Source organism: Photobacterium iliopiscarium (assembly GCF_003026395.1).
Lineage (GTDB): Bacteria > Pseudomonadota > Gammaproteobacteria > Enterobacterales > Vibrionaceae > Photobacterium > Photobacterium iliopiscarium.
Genome location: NZ_PYOO01000009.1, coordinates 49,746 through 65,928, shown reverse-complemented (window position 1 = coordinate 65,928; position 16,183 = coordinate 49,746). Strand labels below are relative to the sequence as shown.

Sequence of the window (16,183 nt, the reverse complement as noted above, 5' to 3'; positions counted from 1 at the left end):
CAGGAAAGCAGGAAAGCAGGAAAGCAGGAAAGCAGGAAAGCAGGAAGAGTATGTGGAATTTTAAATATAAAAAAACCCAGCTAGGCTGGGTTTTTATCAAAAAATTTAAAATCAATTACTTGATTTTAGCTTCTTTGTAAAGCACGTGCTGGCGAACTACTGGATCAAATTTCTTGATCTCAAATTTGCCTGGCATGTTGCGCTTGTTTTTGTCGGTAGTGTAGAAGTGGCCTGTACCAGCTGATGATACTAGACGGATCTTCTCACGAATGCCTTTAGCCATTGTTCAAATTCCTCTAAACGTTCTCGCCGCGGACACGCATCTCTGCAAGAACGGTATCAATACCTTTCTTATCAATGATACGCATACCTTTAGCAGTAAGACGTAGTTTAACGAAGCGTTTTTCGCTTTCTACCCAGAAACGATGAGTTTGCAGGTTCGGCAGAAAACGACGCTTGGTGGCATTACGTGCGTGTGAACGGTTGTTACCCGTTACAGGACGCTTACCAGTTACTTGGCATACTCGGGACATTACTGTCTTCTCCAAATCGTTTCGCTCGATATCTACCATGGAAATTTAATGTAAAATTCAATTTTACATATAACCACAGCTATCAAAGGTCGCGCATTATACTAAGTCAAAACCAGTTGCTCAAGTCCCGAGCAGATCCTTTCTCACTTTTTTTACCGAAAATTGTCTATTTTATAGCCAACCGCGCTCGGCAAAGGAAATAACATCCCCCTCACCGACAACAAAATGATCCAGAACACGAATATCGACTAAAGCCAGCGAATCGCTGATCTTGCGGGTTATTCGATGGTCAGCCTGACTAGGTTCAGCAACGCCTGATGGGTGATTATGCGCTAAAATTAACGCTGCTGCATTAAGTTCTAGTGATCTTTTTACAACTTCACGAGGATAAACGCTCGCACAATCGAGCGTTCCTTCAAATAATACCTCTCCGGTAATCACTCGGTGTTGGTTGTCTAGGAATAGGATATAAAAGGCTTCCCGCTGTTTATGGCGCAATTTTCTTACTAAATATTGACGGGTATTTTGTGGGTTTGTGAGCACGTTATCTTTTTTTAAAATTTCTTCTAAATATCGCTCTCCCATGGCTAAAACTGCCTGCAAAAGTGCAAATTTTGCTGGACCCAAGCCTTTCACCTGACAAAAAGTCTCTTTATCCGCTGCAAGCAAAGCGCGTAAAGAGCCAAATTCTTGCAATAAATACGTCGCCAGTTCTAACGCATTCATGCCTTTTATTCCGGTACGTAAAAAAATAGCTAATAATTCGGCATCAGTTAGCGCATTAGTACCATGAGATAATAATTTTTCTCGTGGTCGCGAGGCTAACGGCAATTGCTTAAGCGACATATTCCCTCCTTGTATTGATATTTCACTAGCAAAACAGGCTATCGCTTTTATACAACCCAGCAACCAACGTTCCTTGAAAGCGCCTCCAAAGTTAATGACGAACGATCTGCCTTACAGCAACAGAACCTCGACATGATCACTTCTAAATAAGAAATCGGTGAATTGCAGTCAATGACCGTTTATACGTTTGATGCTATCGTATCTGCAAAATTTATTGGCTTCTAGACACAGGCAAAACCATGCAAACACTGGCAGGAAAAAAGATCCTTCTCGGCATTAGCGGCGGTATCGCTGCCTATAAATGTGCAGAACTCACTCGTCGTCTAATTGAACGCGGCGCACAAGTTCACGTCGTCATGACTAAAGCGGCACAAGAATTCATTACTCCCTTAACCATGCAAGCTGTGTCGGGTAATCCAGTATCAAGTAGTTTATTGGACCCATCCGCTGAATCATCAATGGGTCATATCGAATTAGCCAAATGGGCTGACTTAGTTTTGTTAGCCCCCGCAACCGCAGATTTAATTGCTCGAATCAGTGCAGGTATGGGCAATGACTTACTCTCAACATTGTGTCTAGCCACTGACGCCCCCATTGCCGTCGCGCCAGCCATGAACCAGCAGATGTACCGCAATGTTGCCACTCAAGAAAACCTTGCTACCCTACACCGTCGTGGGTTTACCTTATGGGGACCTGCCAGCGGTGAACAAGCCTGTGGCGATGTGGGTCCAGGTCGAATGTTAGAACCAATGCAACTGGTGCATCATTGTGAAGATTTTTTTCAACAACCCGATCTTAATGAACTAAATATTGTTATCACCGCAGGGCCGACCCGTGAGGCGATTGATCCAGTACGTTACTTAAGTAATTACAGTTCAGGCAAGATGGGCTTTGCGATTGCCGCCGCCGCCGCTAAACGTGGGGCAAATGTCACCTTAATCAGTGGACCAGTTAATCTTGCAACCCCAGCTGGGGTCACTCGAATTAATATCAACAGTGCAACAGAGATGCACCAAGCCGCATTAGAGCATGCCATTAATAATAATATTTTTATTGCTTGTGCCGCCGTCGCTGATTTCCGTCCCGCCCATGTCGCGCCACAAAAGATGAAAAAACAAGATGGCAATGACGAAATGATGATTCAGTTGGTGAAAAACCCTGACATCGTTGCCAGTATTGCTGCCCTCACTAAAAATCGTCCTTTTACTGTTGGCTTTGCCGCTGAAACCCAGAATGTAGAACATTATGCTCGAGGTAAACTAACAAAGAAAAACCTCGACCTTATTTGTGCTAACGATGTATCCGTCCAAGGACAAGGCTTCAATAGCGATAATAACGCCTTGCATTTATACTGGCCTAACGGCGATAAAACATTACCATTAGCCACTAAAGCCGATCTTGGCCAGCAATTAGTTACCGAAATTGTTAACCTTTATCAACATGTCACGCACTAGAGCATTATTATGAATACTATCGATCTTAAAATTCTTGACCCTCGCGTTGGAACAGAGTTTCCATTACCCGCGTATGCAACCACTGGCTCTGCTGGGCTTGATTTACGTGCATGTCTTGATCAAGCATTAACCGTTGCACCGGGGGAAACGCATTTAGTATCGACCGGTTTAGCGATTCATATTGGCAATCCTAATCTAGCCGCAACGATTTTACCGCGCTCAGGTTTGGGCCATAAGCATGGCATCGTCTTAGGTAACCTCGTTGGACTTATTGATTCAGATTACCAAGGTCAGTTAATGGTGTCAGTTTGGAACCGTGGTGATACCACCTTTACTATTGAGCCCGGTGATCGCATTGCACAATTGGTATTCCTACCTGTAGTACAAGCACAATTTAATATCGTAACGGATTTTGATGATGCCAGTCATCGTGGTGAAGGTGGTTTCGGTCACTCAGGTCGTAAATAGATTGATCGCAATCAATCGACACCACTGATGCTTCTAATGCACAAAATGGTTTTGCTGATAAAATAACCGATAACGATCAAGCACAAAGCGCGACTATTGATGGTTGCGCTTTTTTTGCTGATAAAGTGCATACATTTACCATCGATCGCTTTTCACGATGCAACGGCATCGCTAAGATAGGCGAGGTTCATGCTGTCCATGGACAGTCTCATTTTGCAAAGGAACGATAATTCATGGCTGGCACCAAAAAAAGCAATCGCCGCGAAGAGATACTTCAGTGTCTTGCTCATATGTTGGAATCTAATCAAGGAAGCCAACGTATTACCACCAAAATGCTGGCGGCTAATGTTGGGGTCTCGGAAGCTGCACTCTATCGTCACTTCCCAAGTAAAGCACGGATGTTTGAAGGCCTGATTGAATTTATCGAAGATTCAATTATCACCCGTATTAACCGCATTCTTGATGACGAAAAAGATACCCTTACTCGTCTGCGTATGGTGCTACAACTGATCTTAATGTTTGGTGAGCGTAATCCAGGTCTAAGTCGTATCATGACCGGTCACGCATTAATGTTTGAACAAGATCGCTTACAGTCTCGCATTAATCAATTATTTGAACGAATTGAATCACAATTACGTCAAATACTGAAAGAGCGTAAGTTACGTGAAGGCAAAGGTTTTCCTGTTGAGGAATCAATCTTAGCGGCTCAGTTACTCGGTCAAGTTGAAGGTAGCCTTAGCCGTTATGTTCGTTCTAGCTTTAAATATAAGCCAACCGAAAACTTTGATGATTACTGGCAACTGCTTAGCGGTCAGTTAGGTTAACCACACCAACAAAACCCACTATAAAAGCACCATAAAAAAAGCGAGCGTCCATTGACCCTCGCTTTTTTATTACCGCTTACGGATTAAACCGCAATTACACGCCGTATTGAGCACGGTATGCGGTGACAGAAGCTAAATGTTGTTCCATATCCGCTTGTTCGCTTAAGTAGGTAACGACATCCCCTAGCGATACAATCGAAATTACCGCACAACCAAAGTCACGTTCAACTTCTTGAATCGCAGATAATTCGCTTTGGCCTTTTTCTTGGCGATCAATAGCGACTAATACACCCGCTAAATCAGCACCGTTCGCTTTAATGATTTCCATTGATTCACGAATAGCTGTGCCTGCGGTGATCACATCATCAACTAACATAATGCGCCCCACAAGATCACTCCCAACAAGATTGCCACCTTCACCGTGATTTTTTGCTTCTTTACGGTTAAAACAGTATGGCGTATCAATATCATGGTGATCCGCTAATGCTACAGCCGTCGTCGTTGCAATGGGGATCCCTTTATATGCAGGGCCAAACAGCACATCAAATTCAAGCTTAGCGTCAACCAATGCCGCAGCATAAAAGCGACCTAGACGCGCAAGATCACGACCAGTGTTAAACAATCCCGCATTAAAGAAATACGGACTCTTACGACCGGATTTCAGAGTGAACTCACCAAACTTTAATACACCTTTCTCTAGGGCAAATTCGATGAACTGACGCTGATATGCTTTCATTGTGGCTCCTTAAACGACTTTCGTGTTTTACAATATTGAAATGGAAGCAACCTTTACATTACGGCTAAGCATGTAAAACTGTTGCGGCTAAAAATTACGACTATTCCTATAGCCAATAAAATTTAGATAAAAAAAAGCGGCTCCAATAGGAACCGCTTAATCATTAATTTTCTAAGACTTGTTTCTGCATCGATATAATATCGGTTATACCGTCTTTGGCCAGTGCCAGCATTGCCAACAACTCTTCATGACTGAATGCCTCACCTTCGGCGGTCCCTTGAATCTCAATCATCTTACCGTCTTCTGTCATGACCACATTCATGTCAGTTTCAGCGGCAGAATCTTCAAGGTACTCAAGATCGCAAATTGGCTCACCTTTATAGATACCAACCGAAACAGCAGCAACCATTCCTTTTAGTGGGCTTTTCTTAATCATGCCTTTTTCAAGCATAAAATTAATCGCATCCACTAAAGCAACCATCGCACCGGTAATAGACGCCGTACGCGTACCGCCATCAGCTTGAATTACATCACAGTCAACCGTGATCATCTGCTCGCCAAGGACTTTTAAATCAACCGCGGCACGTAAGCTACGCGCAATCAGACGTTGAATTTCCATAGTGCGACCACCTTGCTTACCACTAGCAGCTTCACGACGGTTACGAGTATGCGTTGCACGTGGCAACATACCATATTCTGCGGTCACCCAACCTTGGCCTTTACCTTTAAGCCAACGCGGCACATTTTCTTCAACACTTGCAGTACAGATTACTTTAGTGTTGCCAAATTCAACCAATACTGAACCCTCAGCATGGGCTGTGTAGTTACGAGTAATAGTAATTGGACGTACCTGAGTAGCACTTCTTCCGCTTGGACGCATCGGGATTTCCCTTTGGCTGGATGATATTAACCGGCGATTATAACGACATCTCAATGCCAGTGCACGAGAAAACCACAGCGCCAACGATAGATTATCCCTTGTTTTATATTCACAACAGTAGCCCGCAAGCGGCGATTTCGCATATAATGATAAAACTAGGTTACGACACATATCGATTGTTCTTAAAAGACCTAACTTACCGTTAAATACGTTAAGTTTAGCCGCCGCAACCATCATAACCAATAGGGCCACAAGCCAATGATCCATAGTATGACTGCCTATGCCCGTCGCGAAATAAAAGGCGACTGGGGCACTGCTGTGTGGGAGATCCGCTCAGTAAACCAACGTTACCTTGAAACTTACATTCGCATGCCAGAACAATTCCGTAGCCTTGAGCCTGTATTGCGTGAACGTTTTCGTAAACGTTTAGCACGCGGTAAAGTCGAATGTAATCTTCGCTACGAAGCTAATATTGCAGCTAATACTGAATTGACTATCAATGAAGCATTAGCAAAACAAGTGATTAATGCGGCACGTTGGGTAAAAGAAACGGCTGGTGAAGGTAATATTGGTCCATTTCAGGTGCTTAACTGGCCGGGAGTGATGGAAGCCCCAGAACAAGATTTAGATGTCATTAATACAGATCTATTAACGGGCTTTGAGCTCGCAATGGATGATTTTATTGCTGCACGCGCAAGCGAAGGCGATAACATGAAGCAGTTAATCGACCATCGTTTAGCGGCAATCTCAACAGAAGCAATTAAAGTACGTACGTTAATGCCACAAATTATGATTTGGCAACGTGAACGTATTATGTCGCGTCTTGATGAAGCAAAAGTCGATCTTGATAGTAACCGAATTGAACAAGAACTGATCATGCTGGCGCAAAAAAGTGATGTTGCCGAAGAGCTTGATCGCCTTGATTCACACGTAAAAGAAACCAATAAAATTCTAGCTAAAGGTGGCGCATGTGGTCGTCGTCTTGATTTCATGATGCAAGAATTTAACCGTGAATCAAACACATTGGCATCAAAATCAATCAATACTGACGTCACAGCATCTGCGGTTGAACTGAAAGTATTAATCGAACAAATGCGTGAGCAAATACAGAACATTGAGTAAACACCCCTGATTCACGCTTTCTAAGCGGATACTATATCCGCTTAGAAAGTGGTTTAAAAATGTCGTCTTATTGTAAAACCTCATCAAAGCCAGCTAGGCTTTAATTAGGTTGACATAATAAAAAGATGAATTTTTAAGCAATCAGCTAATTTCAATTATGCGCAGATCGTGATAATCTTCGCGCCCTTCTATCACTGAGTGAAAATAGGCAATGAGCAAAGGTACTCTATACATCGTGTCGGCCCCAAGTGGTGCTGGTAAATCAAGTTTGATTAATGCACTTCTTGAAACTAATCCGACCTATGACATGAAAGTATCCGTGTCCCATACGACTCGAGGCATGCGCCCGGGCGAGGAAAACGGCGTTCATTACAATTTCGTTAGCGTAGAAGAATTTACTGACTTGGTAGAACAAGGTGCATTCCTTGAGCATGCCGAAGTATTTAGCAATTACTATGGTACTTCTCGTCCATGGATTGAGCAGCAATTGAATAAAGGCATTGATGTCTTTTTAGATATCGATTGGCAAGGTGCGCGTCAAATCCGTAAACTAATGCCTATCGCCAAAAGCTTGTTTATTCTACCTCCGTCAAAAGAGGAATTGGAACGTCGACTTAATACCCGTGGTCAAGACAGCGAAGCCGTTATTGCCCGTCGTATGGAAGAAGCACGTTCAGAGATATCACACTATAACGAATACGATTATGTGATTGTTAATGATGATTTCGATGTCGCGTTAATTGACTTTAAAGCAATTATTCGTGCAGAACGATTGAAGCAAGACAAGCAAACTGCTAAATATAGAAGCATGTTGACTGCGCTACTAGCAGATCAGTAAGTTATTTTGTACAATTTTCTATCCCTAATTTAATAACCACTGGAGCCCTCCATGGCACGCGTAACTGTTCAAGACGCTGTTGATAAAATTGGCAATCGTTTCGATCTGATTCAAATTGCTGCTCGCCGAGCACGTCAACTGCAAACTGGTGGTAAGGAACCATTGGTTCCTGAAGAAAATGACAAATACACAGTAATTGCACTTCGTGAAATCGAAGAAGGCCTAATTACTAAAGATATCCTTGATGCTCGCGAGCGTCAGGAACTGCAAGAGCAAGAAGCAGCTGAATTAGCTGCGGTAAGTGCTATTGCTGGCGACCATCACCGTTAATCAGGAAACCAGGCATTGTATCTTTTTGATAGCCTGAAAGAAGTCGCAACCAAGTACCTGTCGAAGCCTCAACTTGAGGTGCTTCGGCAGGCTTATCTTGTTGCTCGCGACGCCCATGAAGGCCAAACTCGTTCAACAGGCGAGCCTTATATAATCCATCCAGTTGCGGTTGCCCGTATTCTGGCAGAAATGCGTCTTGATATTGAAGCACTGATGGCAGCCTTGCTGCATGATGTGATTGAAGATACCGAGGTCACTAAAGAGGATTTAGCCTGCCGTTTTGGCGATACCGTTGCCGAATTGGTTGATGGCGTATCTAAGCTCGATAAACTAAAATTCCGCGATCGCAAAGAAGCACAAGCTGAGAATTTCCGTAAAATGATCATGGCCATGGCACATGACATTCGAGTAATTCTGATCAAACTTGCCGATCGTACGCATAATATGCGCACGTTAGGGGCTTTACGTCCTGATAAACGCCGCCGCATTGCTCGCGAAACCCTTGAAATATATTCTCCGCTTGCCCACCGCCTTGGTATCCATAACATCAAATCTGAACTTGAAGAGCTTGGTTTTGAAGCGTTATATCCCAACCGCTACCGCGTTCTAAAACAAGTCGTTGCAGCAGCACGTGGCAATCGAAAAGAAATCATTACTAAAATTCACGCAGAAATTGAAGGTCGCCTTAATGATGCGGGAATAAATGCTGTCGTCTCTGGTCGCGAAAAGAATCTATACTCCATCTATAACAAGATGAAGAATAAAGAACAGCGCTTTCATTCGATCATGGACATCTACGCTTTCCGGGTATTAGTCAACGATCTAGATACTTGCTACCGCGTTTTGGGTCAAGTACATAACCTGTACAAACCACGCCCAAGCCGTGTGAAAGATTATATCGCCATTCCCAAAGCTAATGGCTATCAGTCACTGCATACTTCACTGGTCGGCCCGCATGGGGTACCTGTTGAAGTTCAGATTCGTACTGAAGACATGGATCAAATGGCAGATAAAGGTGTTGCAGCTCATTGGACTTACAAAGACGGTGAAACCCCAGGTACTACCGCCCAAATTAAAGCCCAACGTTGGATGCAAAGCCTGCTTGAGTTACAGCAAAGTGCGGGAAGCTCATTTGAGTTTATCGAAAACGTAAAATCTGATCTTTTCCCTGATGAAATTTACGTTTTCACCCCTAAAGGCCGTATTGTTGAATTACCTGTTGATGCAACCGCAGTTGATTTTGCCTACGCTGTACATACTGATATTGGTAATACCTGCGTCGGCTCTCGTGTTGATCGCCAGCCTTACCCATTAAGTAAACCACTTAAAAATGGCCAAACCATCGACATTATCAGCGCTCCTGGTGCTCGACCTAATGCCGCATGGCTTAACTATGTGGTCACTTCACGTGCGCGCACTAAAATTCGTCAAGTTTTAAAAACCATGCGTCGTGATGAATCAATAACTCTCGGCCGTCGTTTACTCAATCATGCCTTAGGTGGTGTGGGTATGCAGACTATCGCGCCAGAAAACATCACTAAAGTATTAAGCGATCTTAAACTCGAAACAATTGATGATTTACTGACTGAAATTGGTTTAGGTGAACTGATGAGTGTGGTGATTGCGCGCCGATTATTGGGTAACGCCGACGAACTAACAGCGAAAAGCAGCGATCGTCGATTAGCAATTCAAGGGGCTGACGGTATTTTGTTGACCTTTGCTAATTGCTGCCACCCAATTCATGGTGATCCCATTATTGCCCATGTGAGCCCAGGCAAAGGTTTAGTGATTCACCGTGAAGAATGTGCCAATATTCGGGGTTACCGTAAAGAACCCGATAAGTACATGGCGGTTGAATGGAGCGAAGATTTTGAGCAAGAGTTTATCACTAACCTCAAAGTCGATATGCAAAATCATCAAGGTGCTTTAGCCGGTTTAACCAATACTATTGCTGCAACTGGCTCTAATATCCAAGGTTTATCGACCGAAGAAAAAGATGGCCGTTTGTATACAATAACGGTACGTCTAACCACCAAGAGTCGCGTGCACTTGGCGAATATTATGCGTCGTATTCGTATAATGCCAGATGTAGTGCGAGTCGCTCGCCAAAAAAATTAACCTCATCTGCGGTTAATGATCTTAATAAAACGCCCACTTACGGGCGTTTTGTGTATTTGGCTTTCAATCCATATTATTATAACGTTATTCTTATTTTCGCAAATAGCATAACAATATGACCCCTGATCGCTTTCAACGTATCCATCAAGTCTTAGCCACTCGCCAACCTGATCTCACCGTATGTATGGAAGAAGTACATAAACCTAATAATGTCTCAGCGATTATTCGTACCGCCGATGCTGTTGGGGTTCACAAAGTCCATGCCGTGTGGCCAAAAGAAGCGATGAAAGTATTAAGTCATACCTCAGCGGGAGCCCGTAATTGGGTTGAACTTGAAACTCACGACACCATGGTCAATGCTATTAGCGCACTAAAATCCCAAGGTATGCAGATACTCGCCACTAATTTATCGACCACTGCGGTTGATTTTCGTGATGTTGATTACACTAAACCGACGGCGATTATTCTCGGTGGCGAAAAAAATGGGATCACGGCTGAAGCATTAGCACTGGCAGACCAAGACATCATTATTCCAATGGTTGGCATGGTACAGTCACTCAACGTATCAGTTGCCAGTGCCTTAATTCTCTATGAAGCACAACGCCAACGCCAAAATGCAGGCATGTATGATCGCACCACCACCTTGCTTGATGACAGTGTGGTTAACCGCATTTTATTTGAACGTGGTCATCCAGTATTAGCCAATGTTGCCAAACAGAAAAATCTACCGTATCCACAATTAGACGATCAAGGCCAAATTGTTGCCGATGAACAATGGTGGGCGGCAATGCAAGCGAAGAAAATCAAACGCACAGTCGCAACTAGCGCAATGAAAAAGGACTAACCATGAGCGGACAACTCCTCAATACTATCGCCCTCACCGAACTGGCGGGTGTCGGCGCAAAAATGGCAGAAAAGCTGCATAAAATTGGGCTTAATAACGTCCAAGATGTGCTATTTCACTTACCATTACGTTATGAGGATCGCACCCGTATTTGGCCAATTAATCGCGTTGCACCTGGGCAATTTCTAACGGTTCAAGGTGAAGTCAGCCATTGCAGCATTCAATTTGGCAAACGCAAAATGCTGACCGTAAAAATTGGCGACACCACGGGCTCGGTGACATTAAAGTTTTTTAATTTTAATGCCGCAATGAAAAACAGCTTTAGCCAAGGCAAACAAGTTAAAGCCTATGGTGAAATCAAAGGCAGCCAGTTTGGGCTTGAAATCATTCATCCTGATTACCGCCTTTTTTCAGAGCCAACAGAACTCAGTGTCGAAGAAACCCTCACGCCGGTATACCCAACCACGGATGGTTTACGTCAAACCACATTACGTAATTTAACCGACCAAGCCTTAGCTTTGCTTGAAAAATCAGCCGTGACAGAGTTACTTCCCGCAGGGCTATACGACCAACAAATGACGCTGGCACAAGCGCTACAATTGATGCATCGTCCTACCGCTGACATTTCATTAGAACAACTTGATGCAGGTAAACATCCAGCTCAAAAACGACTAATTTTAGAAGAATTGTTAGCCCAAAACTTATCAATGCTAGCGCTACGCAGTAAAGGTCAACAACATCAAAGCTGGTCATTTGCTCCCCAAGATACTCTCAAGCAACAACTATTAGCGAGCTTACCGTTTACCCCAACAGGCGCACAGCAACGAGTAGTGGCCGATATTGAAGCGGACCTTGCTAAATCACAACCAATGATGCGCTTAGTGCAAGGGGATGTAGGCTCGGGTAAAACCTTGGTCGCAGCCCTTGCCGCTTTACGTGCGATTGAACATGGTTATCAAGTTGCATTAATGGCACCAACGGAATTATTGGCAGAACAACATGTTGCCAACTTTAGCCAGTGGTTGAATCCAATGGGCATTGGCGTTGGTTGGATGGCGGGTAAACTTAAAGGCAAAGCGCGTGAAAAAGAATTAGTACGTATCGCTAATGGTGACGCCAAAATGGTGGTGGGAACCCATGCTTTATTTCAAGACCAAGTGGTATTTAATAACCTTGCCCTGATTATTATCGATGAACAACACCGTTTTGGTGTCCATCAACGGCTTGATCTCCGCGAAAAAGGCGCAACGAATGGATGTTATCCACATCAATTAGTGATGACAGCAACGCCGATCCCCCGCACCTTAGCCATGACTGCTTATGCCGACATGGATACCTCTGTGATTGACGAATTACCGCCAGGTCGAACCCCAATTCAAACGGTAGCGCTACCGGATAGTCGCCGTCCGCAAATTATTGAACGTATTCGCGCCGCATGCCAACAAGAAGGTCGCCAAACCTATTGGGTATGTACTTTAATTGATGAATCGGAGGTACTTGAAGCACAAGCAGCATCCGATACTGCCGATGAATTAACGCGGTTACTGCCAGAACTTAAGGTTGGCTTAGTCCACGGTCGAATGAAACCCAAAGAGAAACAAGCCATTATGGCAAGCTTCAAAGCGGGTGAAATTGATTTGCTGGTCGCAACAACAGTAATTGAAGTCGGGGTTGATGTTCCCAATGCCAGCTTAATGGTGATTGAAAATCCAGAACGGCTTGGATTAGCCCAATTACACCAACTACGAGGTCGAGTCGGTCGAGGTGAAATCGCCAGTCATTGTGTGTTGCTTTACCATGCGCCACTAACCAAAACCGCACAAAAACGATTAGCGGTATTACGTGAAAGCAGCGATGGCTTTGTGATCGCAGAGCGCGATCTTGAAATTCGTGGCCCCGGTGAATTACTGGGAACGAAACAAACTGGCATTGCTGATTTTAAAGTGGCTGATTTGATTCGTGATCAATACTTAATTCCCCAAGTCCAAAAATTAGCCCGTCATATTCACGACCAATATCCTGATAATGCGATTGCAATTATCGATCGTTGGATTGGTCAACGAGAAAATTACTCTAACGCTTAACGCTTCTTTCATCACGGTTATAACAACCCAAAGTCATTAACCGTGATTAATTTCCTCTTTATATTTAGACCTACCGACCGCAATGATTAAAAGCGAAGCAAACGATTGCTATTTTTTAAAAGATAACTACAATAGCCGCAAATTTACGCCACTTTAATCTCTGCCAGTGTTGATTTGGTTCTGAGTAACAGCAATCACAGACCACCGCCAACAACACAATCAATCGCCCATTCAGCGCGAATAATGGATACCAGAGAACCAGTTAGGATCATCTATGACTCAGCATCACACTAGCGTAACGCCAAGAAATTCTGACCTTGTTTACCGTTTAGATGATAGACCACCGTTGCCACAAACGCTCTTTGCCGCGACTCAACATTTACTGGCAATGTTTGTCGCGGTTATCACGCCATCATTGATTATTTGTCAATCACTAGGCTTACCAGCAAGTGACACTAATACCATTGTCAGCATGTCATTGTTGGCATCAGGCATCGCTTCTTTTATCCAAATTAAAACCTTTGGTCCTATTGGCTCAGGGTTACTGTCTATTCAAGGTACTAGTTTTAATTTCTTAGGCCCAATCATTGGCGCAGGCTTAGCACTCAAAGCTGGCGGAGCAGATATTCAAACCATGATGGCGGCTATTTTTGGCACCATTATTTTTGCCGCTTTTACCGAAGTGTTTATCTCTCGCATTTTACAACACGCCCAGCGCATCATTACGCCATTAGTGTCTGGTATTGTGGTGACATTAATCGGTTTAACCTTAATTCAGATTGGCCTAACCTCGATTGGTGGCGGTTACAGTGCAATTGCCGACGGTAGCTTTGGCAGCCTTGATAATCTGATGCTAGCGGGGACGGTGTTAGGTTTTATTGTGTTACTTAACCGCGTTAAAAACCCCTACTTACGCGTGTCATCCATTGTTATTGCGATGGCAGCAGGAACATTACTGGCGTGGATGTTAGGCATGATAAATACCAACATCACCAGCACGAATCCGTTAATTGCGATTCCAATGCCAATGCAATATGGCCTTAGTTTTGATTGGGGATTGTTAATTCCGTTAATGATAGTATTTGCGGTGACTTCCCTTGAAGCCATTGGTGATATTACGGCGACCTCTGAAACCTCAGAGCAGCCAGTAAAAGGACCACTATATCTAAAACGAATCAAAGGGGGCGTACTTGCTGATGGTCTCAACTCGGCAATGGCGGCAGTGTTTAACAGCTTTCCAAACTCAACCTTTAGCCAAAACAATGGCATTATCCAATTAACTGGCGTAGCAAGTCGTTATATCGGCTACTTTGTCGCAGGAATGCTAGTTCTGCTGGGACTATTCCCTGACGTAGCCAGTCTGGTTCAATTGATTCCAGAACCAGTATTAGGCGGCGCAACCATCGTTATGTTTGGCACCATTGCTGCGTCTGGCATTCGTATTATTTCTCGCTGTCATCTTGATCGCCGTGCAATTTTAATCATGGCATTGTCTTTTTCAATGGGATTAGGCATCGCCCAAAAACCTGAAATATTGCAATTCTTACCTGAGATTATAAAAAGTATTCTCTCTTCAGGAATGGCCGCTGGCGGTATTACTGCGATTTTATTAAATATCATTTTACCCGATGATAATGCTGAGCCTCTCGAACTGATTGACGAAGCCACAGCCACCGAAAACTAATTATTACTGTCATTAAAAAAGCCCGCATCAAAATCAATGCGGGCTTTTTATATGACGTTATTATGCTTAAGAAACGCGTTTACACCATCACTGTTTTACTTTATGTAATGGCAAACTAATCTCAACTCTTAGGCCACCTTCACTACGATTACGTACTGAAATAACCCCTTCATTTTGATCAATGATCCGTTTCACAATCGCCAGCCCTAATCCAGTACCTTCCGTTTCATTGCCTCGCGCAGAGTCACCACGAGTTAATGGCTGAAACATCTTTGTTACCTGATCAGGGGCAATGCCCGGTCCATTATCTTCAACACAGAACCATGCTGATTTACGATCAACAGAAGCGCCGCTAGACAGTTTGACCCAACCATTACCGTAACGTTGCGCATTTATTACCAAGTTTGCAACTGCCCGTTTAAGTGCCACTGCATTCACCGAAAGAGTACCGGGGATCAGCGTTAATTGCTGCTCGATAACATTGCCATAGCTACCTTCAGTATGAGCTACATCTTCTAACAACAAATTAAGATCAACATCTTCTTCAGCTTGTTTTTTAGTTGATTTCAGATAATCCATAAACTGACTAATGATCGCATTACATTCTTCGGTATCAGTGATCATTGAATCAGCTAAATAGCTATCTTCGGCTGACATCATTTCCGTCGCTAACCGAATCCGTGTTAATGGTGTCCGTAAATCATGACTAACGCCTGCCATTAATAAAGCACGATCATCTTCAAGCTGCTTAATCCCTTGCGACATTTGGTTAAATGCCTTAGTTACTGAGCGAATTTCAGATGCACCTTGCTCGGGCAACTGTGGTGGCGTTTCACCACGTCCCACTTGTAATGCCGCTTGTTCCAGCTCGACTAACGGCCGATTTTGAATACGAATAAACAACCAGCCACCGGCGATGACAAGAAAAGCAATAATTAAGCTATAACGAAATAAAGGAGAAAAGTCATCTTCTTGCAGTTCTGATAACGGAATTCGCATTAAAGAATTTGGCATCGCATCCGTTCTCATCCACAGTACATAACTATGGGCACCTAACAATAACCGCACATCTGTTGGTGAATGTAATTCACGTGACATTTCTTCACTCAAATAACTAATATGAGTGGCGTCATTAAATTCCGCTGCACCTGGAGAATTAGGCGTATGTAACGTCACGCCTAATTCTTCAAGTAACTCTCGTCGAATGGGGCGATCAAGATGAACAGTTTGACCATCAGCCATCTTAATATTTTCTTTCAGCATCAACTTTACTTCGTACGCTAAAATACGATTAAACTGCTGAATACTAGGAAGTAGCGCGTAATTGACGATGGTCAGATACGAAAAAATCTGGCTTGAAATTAACAAGCCAGCTAATAATATCAGTGTTCGCGCAAAAGTACTTTTGGGCGATAACCGCAT

Annotated in this window: 16 protein-coding genes; 10 read left to right on the top strand and 6 right to left on the bottom strand. The window is 43.6% G+C overall.

The features are described from left to right. Positions 1-115: 115 nt before the first annotated feature. From rpmG to radC, 3 genes are all read right to left on the bottom strand, one after another. Positions 116-283, bottom strand: a complete 168-nt coding sequence (gene rpmG / locus C9J51_RS13505; RefSeq protein ID WP_005371942.1) for a 50S ribosomal protein L33 — start codon at positions 281-283, stop codon at positions 116-118. Positions 284-296: 13 nt separating this feature from the next. Next, entirely contained in the window at positions 297-533 is a 237-nt protein-coding gene (rpmB, locus tag C9J51_RS13500; protein ID WP_045039707.1) for a 50S ribosomal protein L28, read from the bottom strand. A gap of 171 nt (positions 534-704) precedes the next feature. After that, positions 705-1,379 (bottom strand): RadC family protein, encoded by a 675-nt coding sequence (gene radC, locus C9J51_RS13495; RefSeq protein WP_045035902.1) that lies wholly within the window; start codon positions 1,377-1,379, stop codon positions 705-707. Positions 1,380-1,618: 239 nt separating this feature from the next. Between radC and coaBC the strand changes: the two genes are divergently transcribed. The 3 genes from coaBC to slmA all read left to right on the top strand — a co-directional run bounded on the left by coaBC (position 1,619) and on the right by slmA (position 4,125). Next, the gene (gene coaBC, locus C9J51_RS13490) at positions 1,619-2,833 is read left to right on the top strand and encodes a bifunctional phosphopantothenoylcysteine decarboxylase/phosphopantothenate--cysteine ligase CoaBC (RefSeq protein WP_045039706.1); all 1,215 of its coding nucleotides are present in this window, start codon (positions 1,619-1,621) and stop codon (positions 2,831-2,833) included. Positions 2,834-2,842: 9 nt separating this feature from the next. Continuing rightward, entirely contained in the window at positions 2,843-3,301 is a 459-nt protein-coding gene (dut, locus tag C9J51_RS13485) for a dUTP diphosphatase (protein WP_045035900.1), read from the top strand. A gap of 233 nt (positions 3,302-3,534) precedes the next feature. Further along, positions 3,535-4,125 (top strand): nucleoid occlusion factor SlmA, encoded by a 591-nt coding sequence (gene slmA, locus C9J51_RS13480; RefSeq protein WP_045035899.1) that lies wholly within the window; start codon positions 3,535-3,537, stop codon positions 4,123-4,125. Between the two features lie 94 nt (positions 4,126-4,219). On the opposite strand, the gene pyrE is transcribed toward slmA, so the two are convergent. Further along, positions 4,220-4,861: an orotate phosphoribosyltransferase gene (pyrE, locus tag C9J51_RS13475; RefSeq protein ID WP_045035898.1), complete on the bottom strand. Its 642-nt coding sequence runs from the start codon at positions 4,859-4,861 to the stop codon at positions 4,220-4,222. A gap of 163 nt (positions 4,862-5,024) precedes the next feature. After that, positions 5,025-5,741 (bottom strand): ribonuclease PH, encoded by a 717-nt coding sequence (gene rph / locus C9J51_RS13470; RefSeq protein WP_045035991.1) that lies wholly within the window; start codon positions 5,739-5,741, stop codon positions 5,025-5,027. A gap of 258 nt (positions 5,742-5,999) precedes the next feature. Between rph and C9J51_RS13465 the strand changes: the two genes are divergently transcribed. The 7 genes from C9J51_RS13465 to C9J51_RS13435 all read left to right on the top strand — a co-directional run bounded on the left by C9J51_RS13465 (position 6,000) and on the right by C9J51_RS13435 (position 14,761). After that, positions 6,000-6,863 carry a YicC/YloC family endoribonuclease gene (locus C9J51_RS13465; RefSeq protein ID WP_045035897.1) on the top strand — a complete coding sequence of 288 codons (864 nt, stop codon included), beginning with the start codon at positions 6,000-6,002 and terminating at the stop codon, positions 6,861-6,863. A 211-nt stretch (positions 6,864-7,074) separates the two neighbouring features. After that, entirely contained in the window at positions 7,075-7,701 is a 627-nt protein-coding gene (gmk, locus tag C9J51_RS13460) for a guanylate kinase (protein ID WP_045035896.1), read from the top strand. A 51-nt stretch (positions 7,702-7,752) separates the two neighbouring features. Further along, positions 7,753-8,031 (top strand): DNA-directed RNA polymerase subunit omega, encoded by a 279-nt coding sequence (rpoZ, locus tag C9J51_RS13455; RefSeq protein WP_045035895.1) that lies wholly within the window; start codon positions 7,753-7,755, stop codon positions 8,029-8,031. Between the two features lie 15 nt (positions 8,032-8,046). Then, a complete protein-coding gene (gene spoT, locus C9J51_RS13450) occupies positions 8,047-10,149 on the top strand; it encodes a bifunctional GTP diphosphokinase/guanosine-3',5'-bis pyrophosphate 3'-pyrophosphohydrolase (RefSeq protein ID WP_045035894.1) in 2,103 nt (700 codons plus the stop codon). 115 nt (positions 10,150-10,264) lie between these two features. Beyond that, positions 10,265-10,993 (top strand): tRNA (guanosine(18)-2'-O)-methyltransferase TrmH, encoded by a 729-nt coding sequence (gene trmH, locus C9J51_RS13445; protein ID WP_045035893.1) that lies wholly within the window; start codon positions 10,265-10,267, stop codon positions 10,991-10,993. 2 nt (positions 10,994-10,995) lie between these two features. After that, positions 10,996-13,077, top strand: coding sequence for an ATP-dependent DNA helicase RecG (gene recG, locus C9J51_RS13440; RefSeq protein WP_045039705.1), 2,082 nt, complete (start codon positions 10,996-10,998; stop codon positions 13,075-13,077). A gap of 274 nt (positions 13,078-13,351) precedes the next feature. After that, complete coding sequence (locus tag C9J51_RS13435) at positions 13,352-14,761, top strand: uracil-xanthine permease family protein (RefSeq protein ID WP_045039704.1); 1,410 nt, start codon at positions 13,352-13,354, stop codon at positions 14,759-14,761. A gap of 87 nt (positions 14,762-14,848) precedes the next feature. On the opposite strand, the gene envZ is transcribed toward C9J51_RS13435, so the two are convergent. Further along, the gene (gene envZ / locus C9J51_RS13430; protein ID WP_045039703.1) at positions 14,849-16,183 is read right to left on the bottom strand and encodes a two-component system sensor histidine kinase EnvZ; all 1,335 of its coding nucleotides are present in this window, start codon (positions 16,181-16,183) and stop codon (positions 14,849-14,851) included.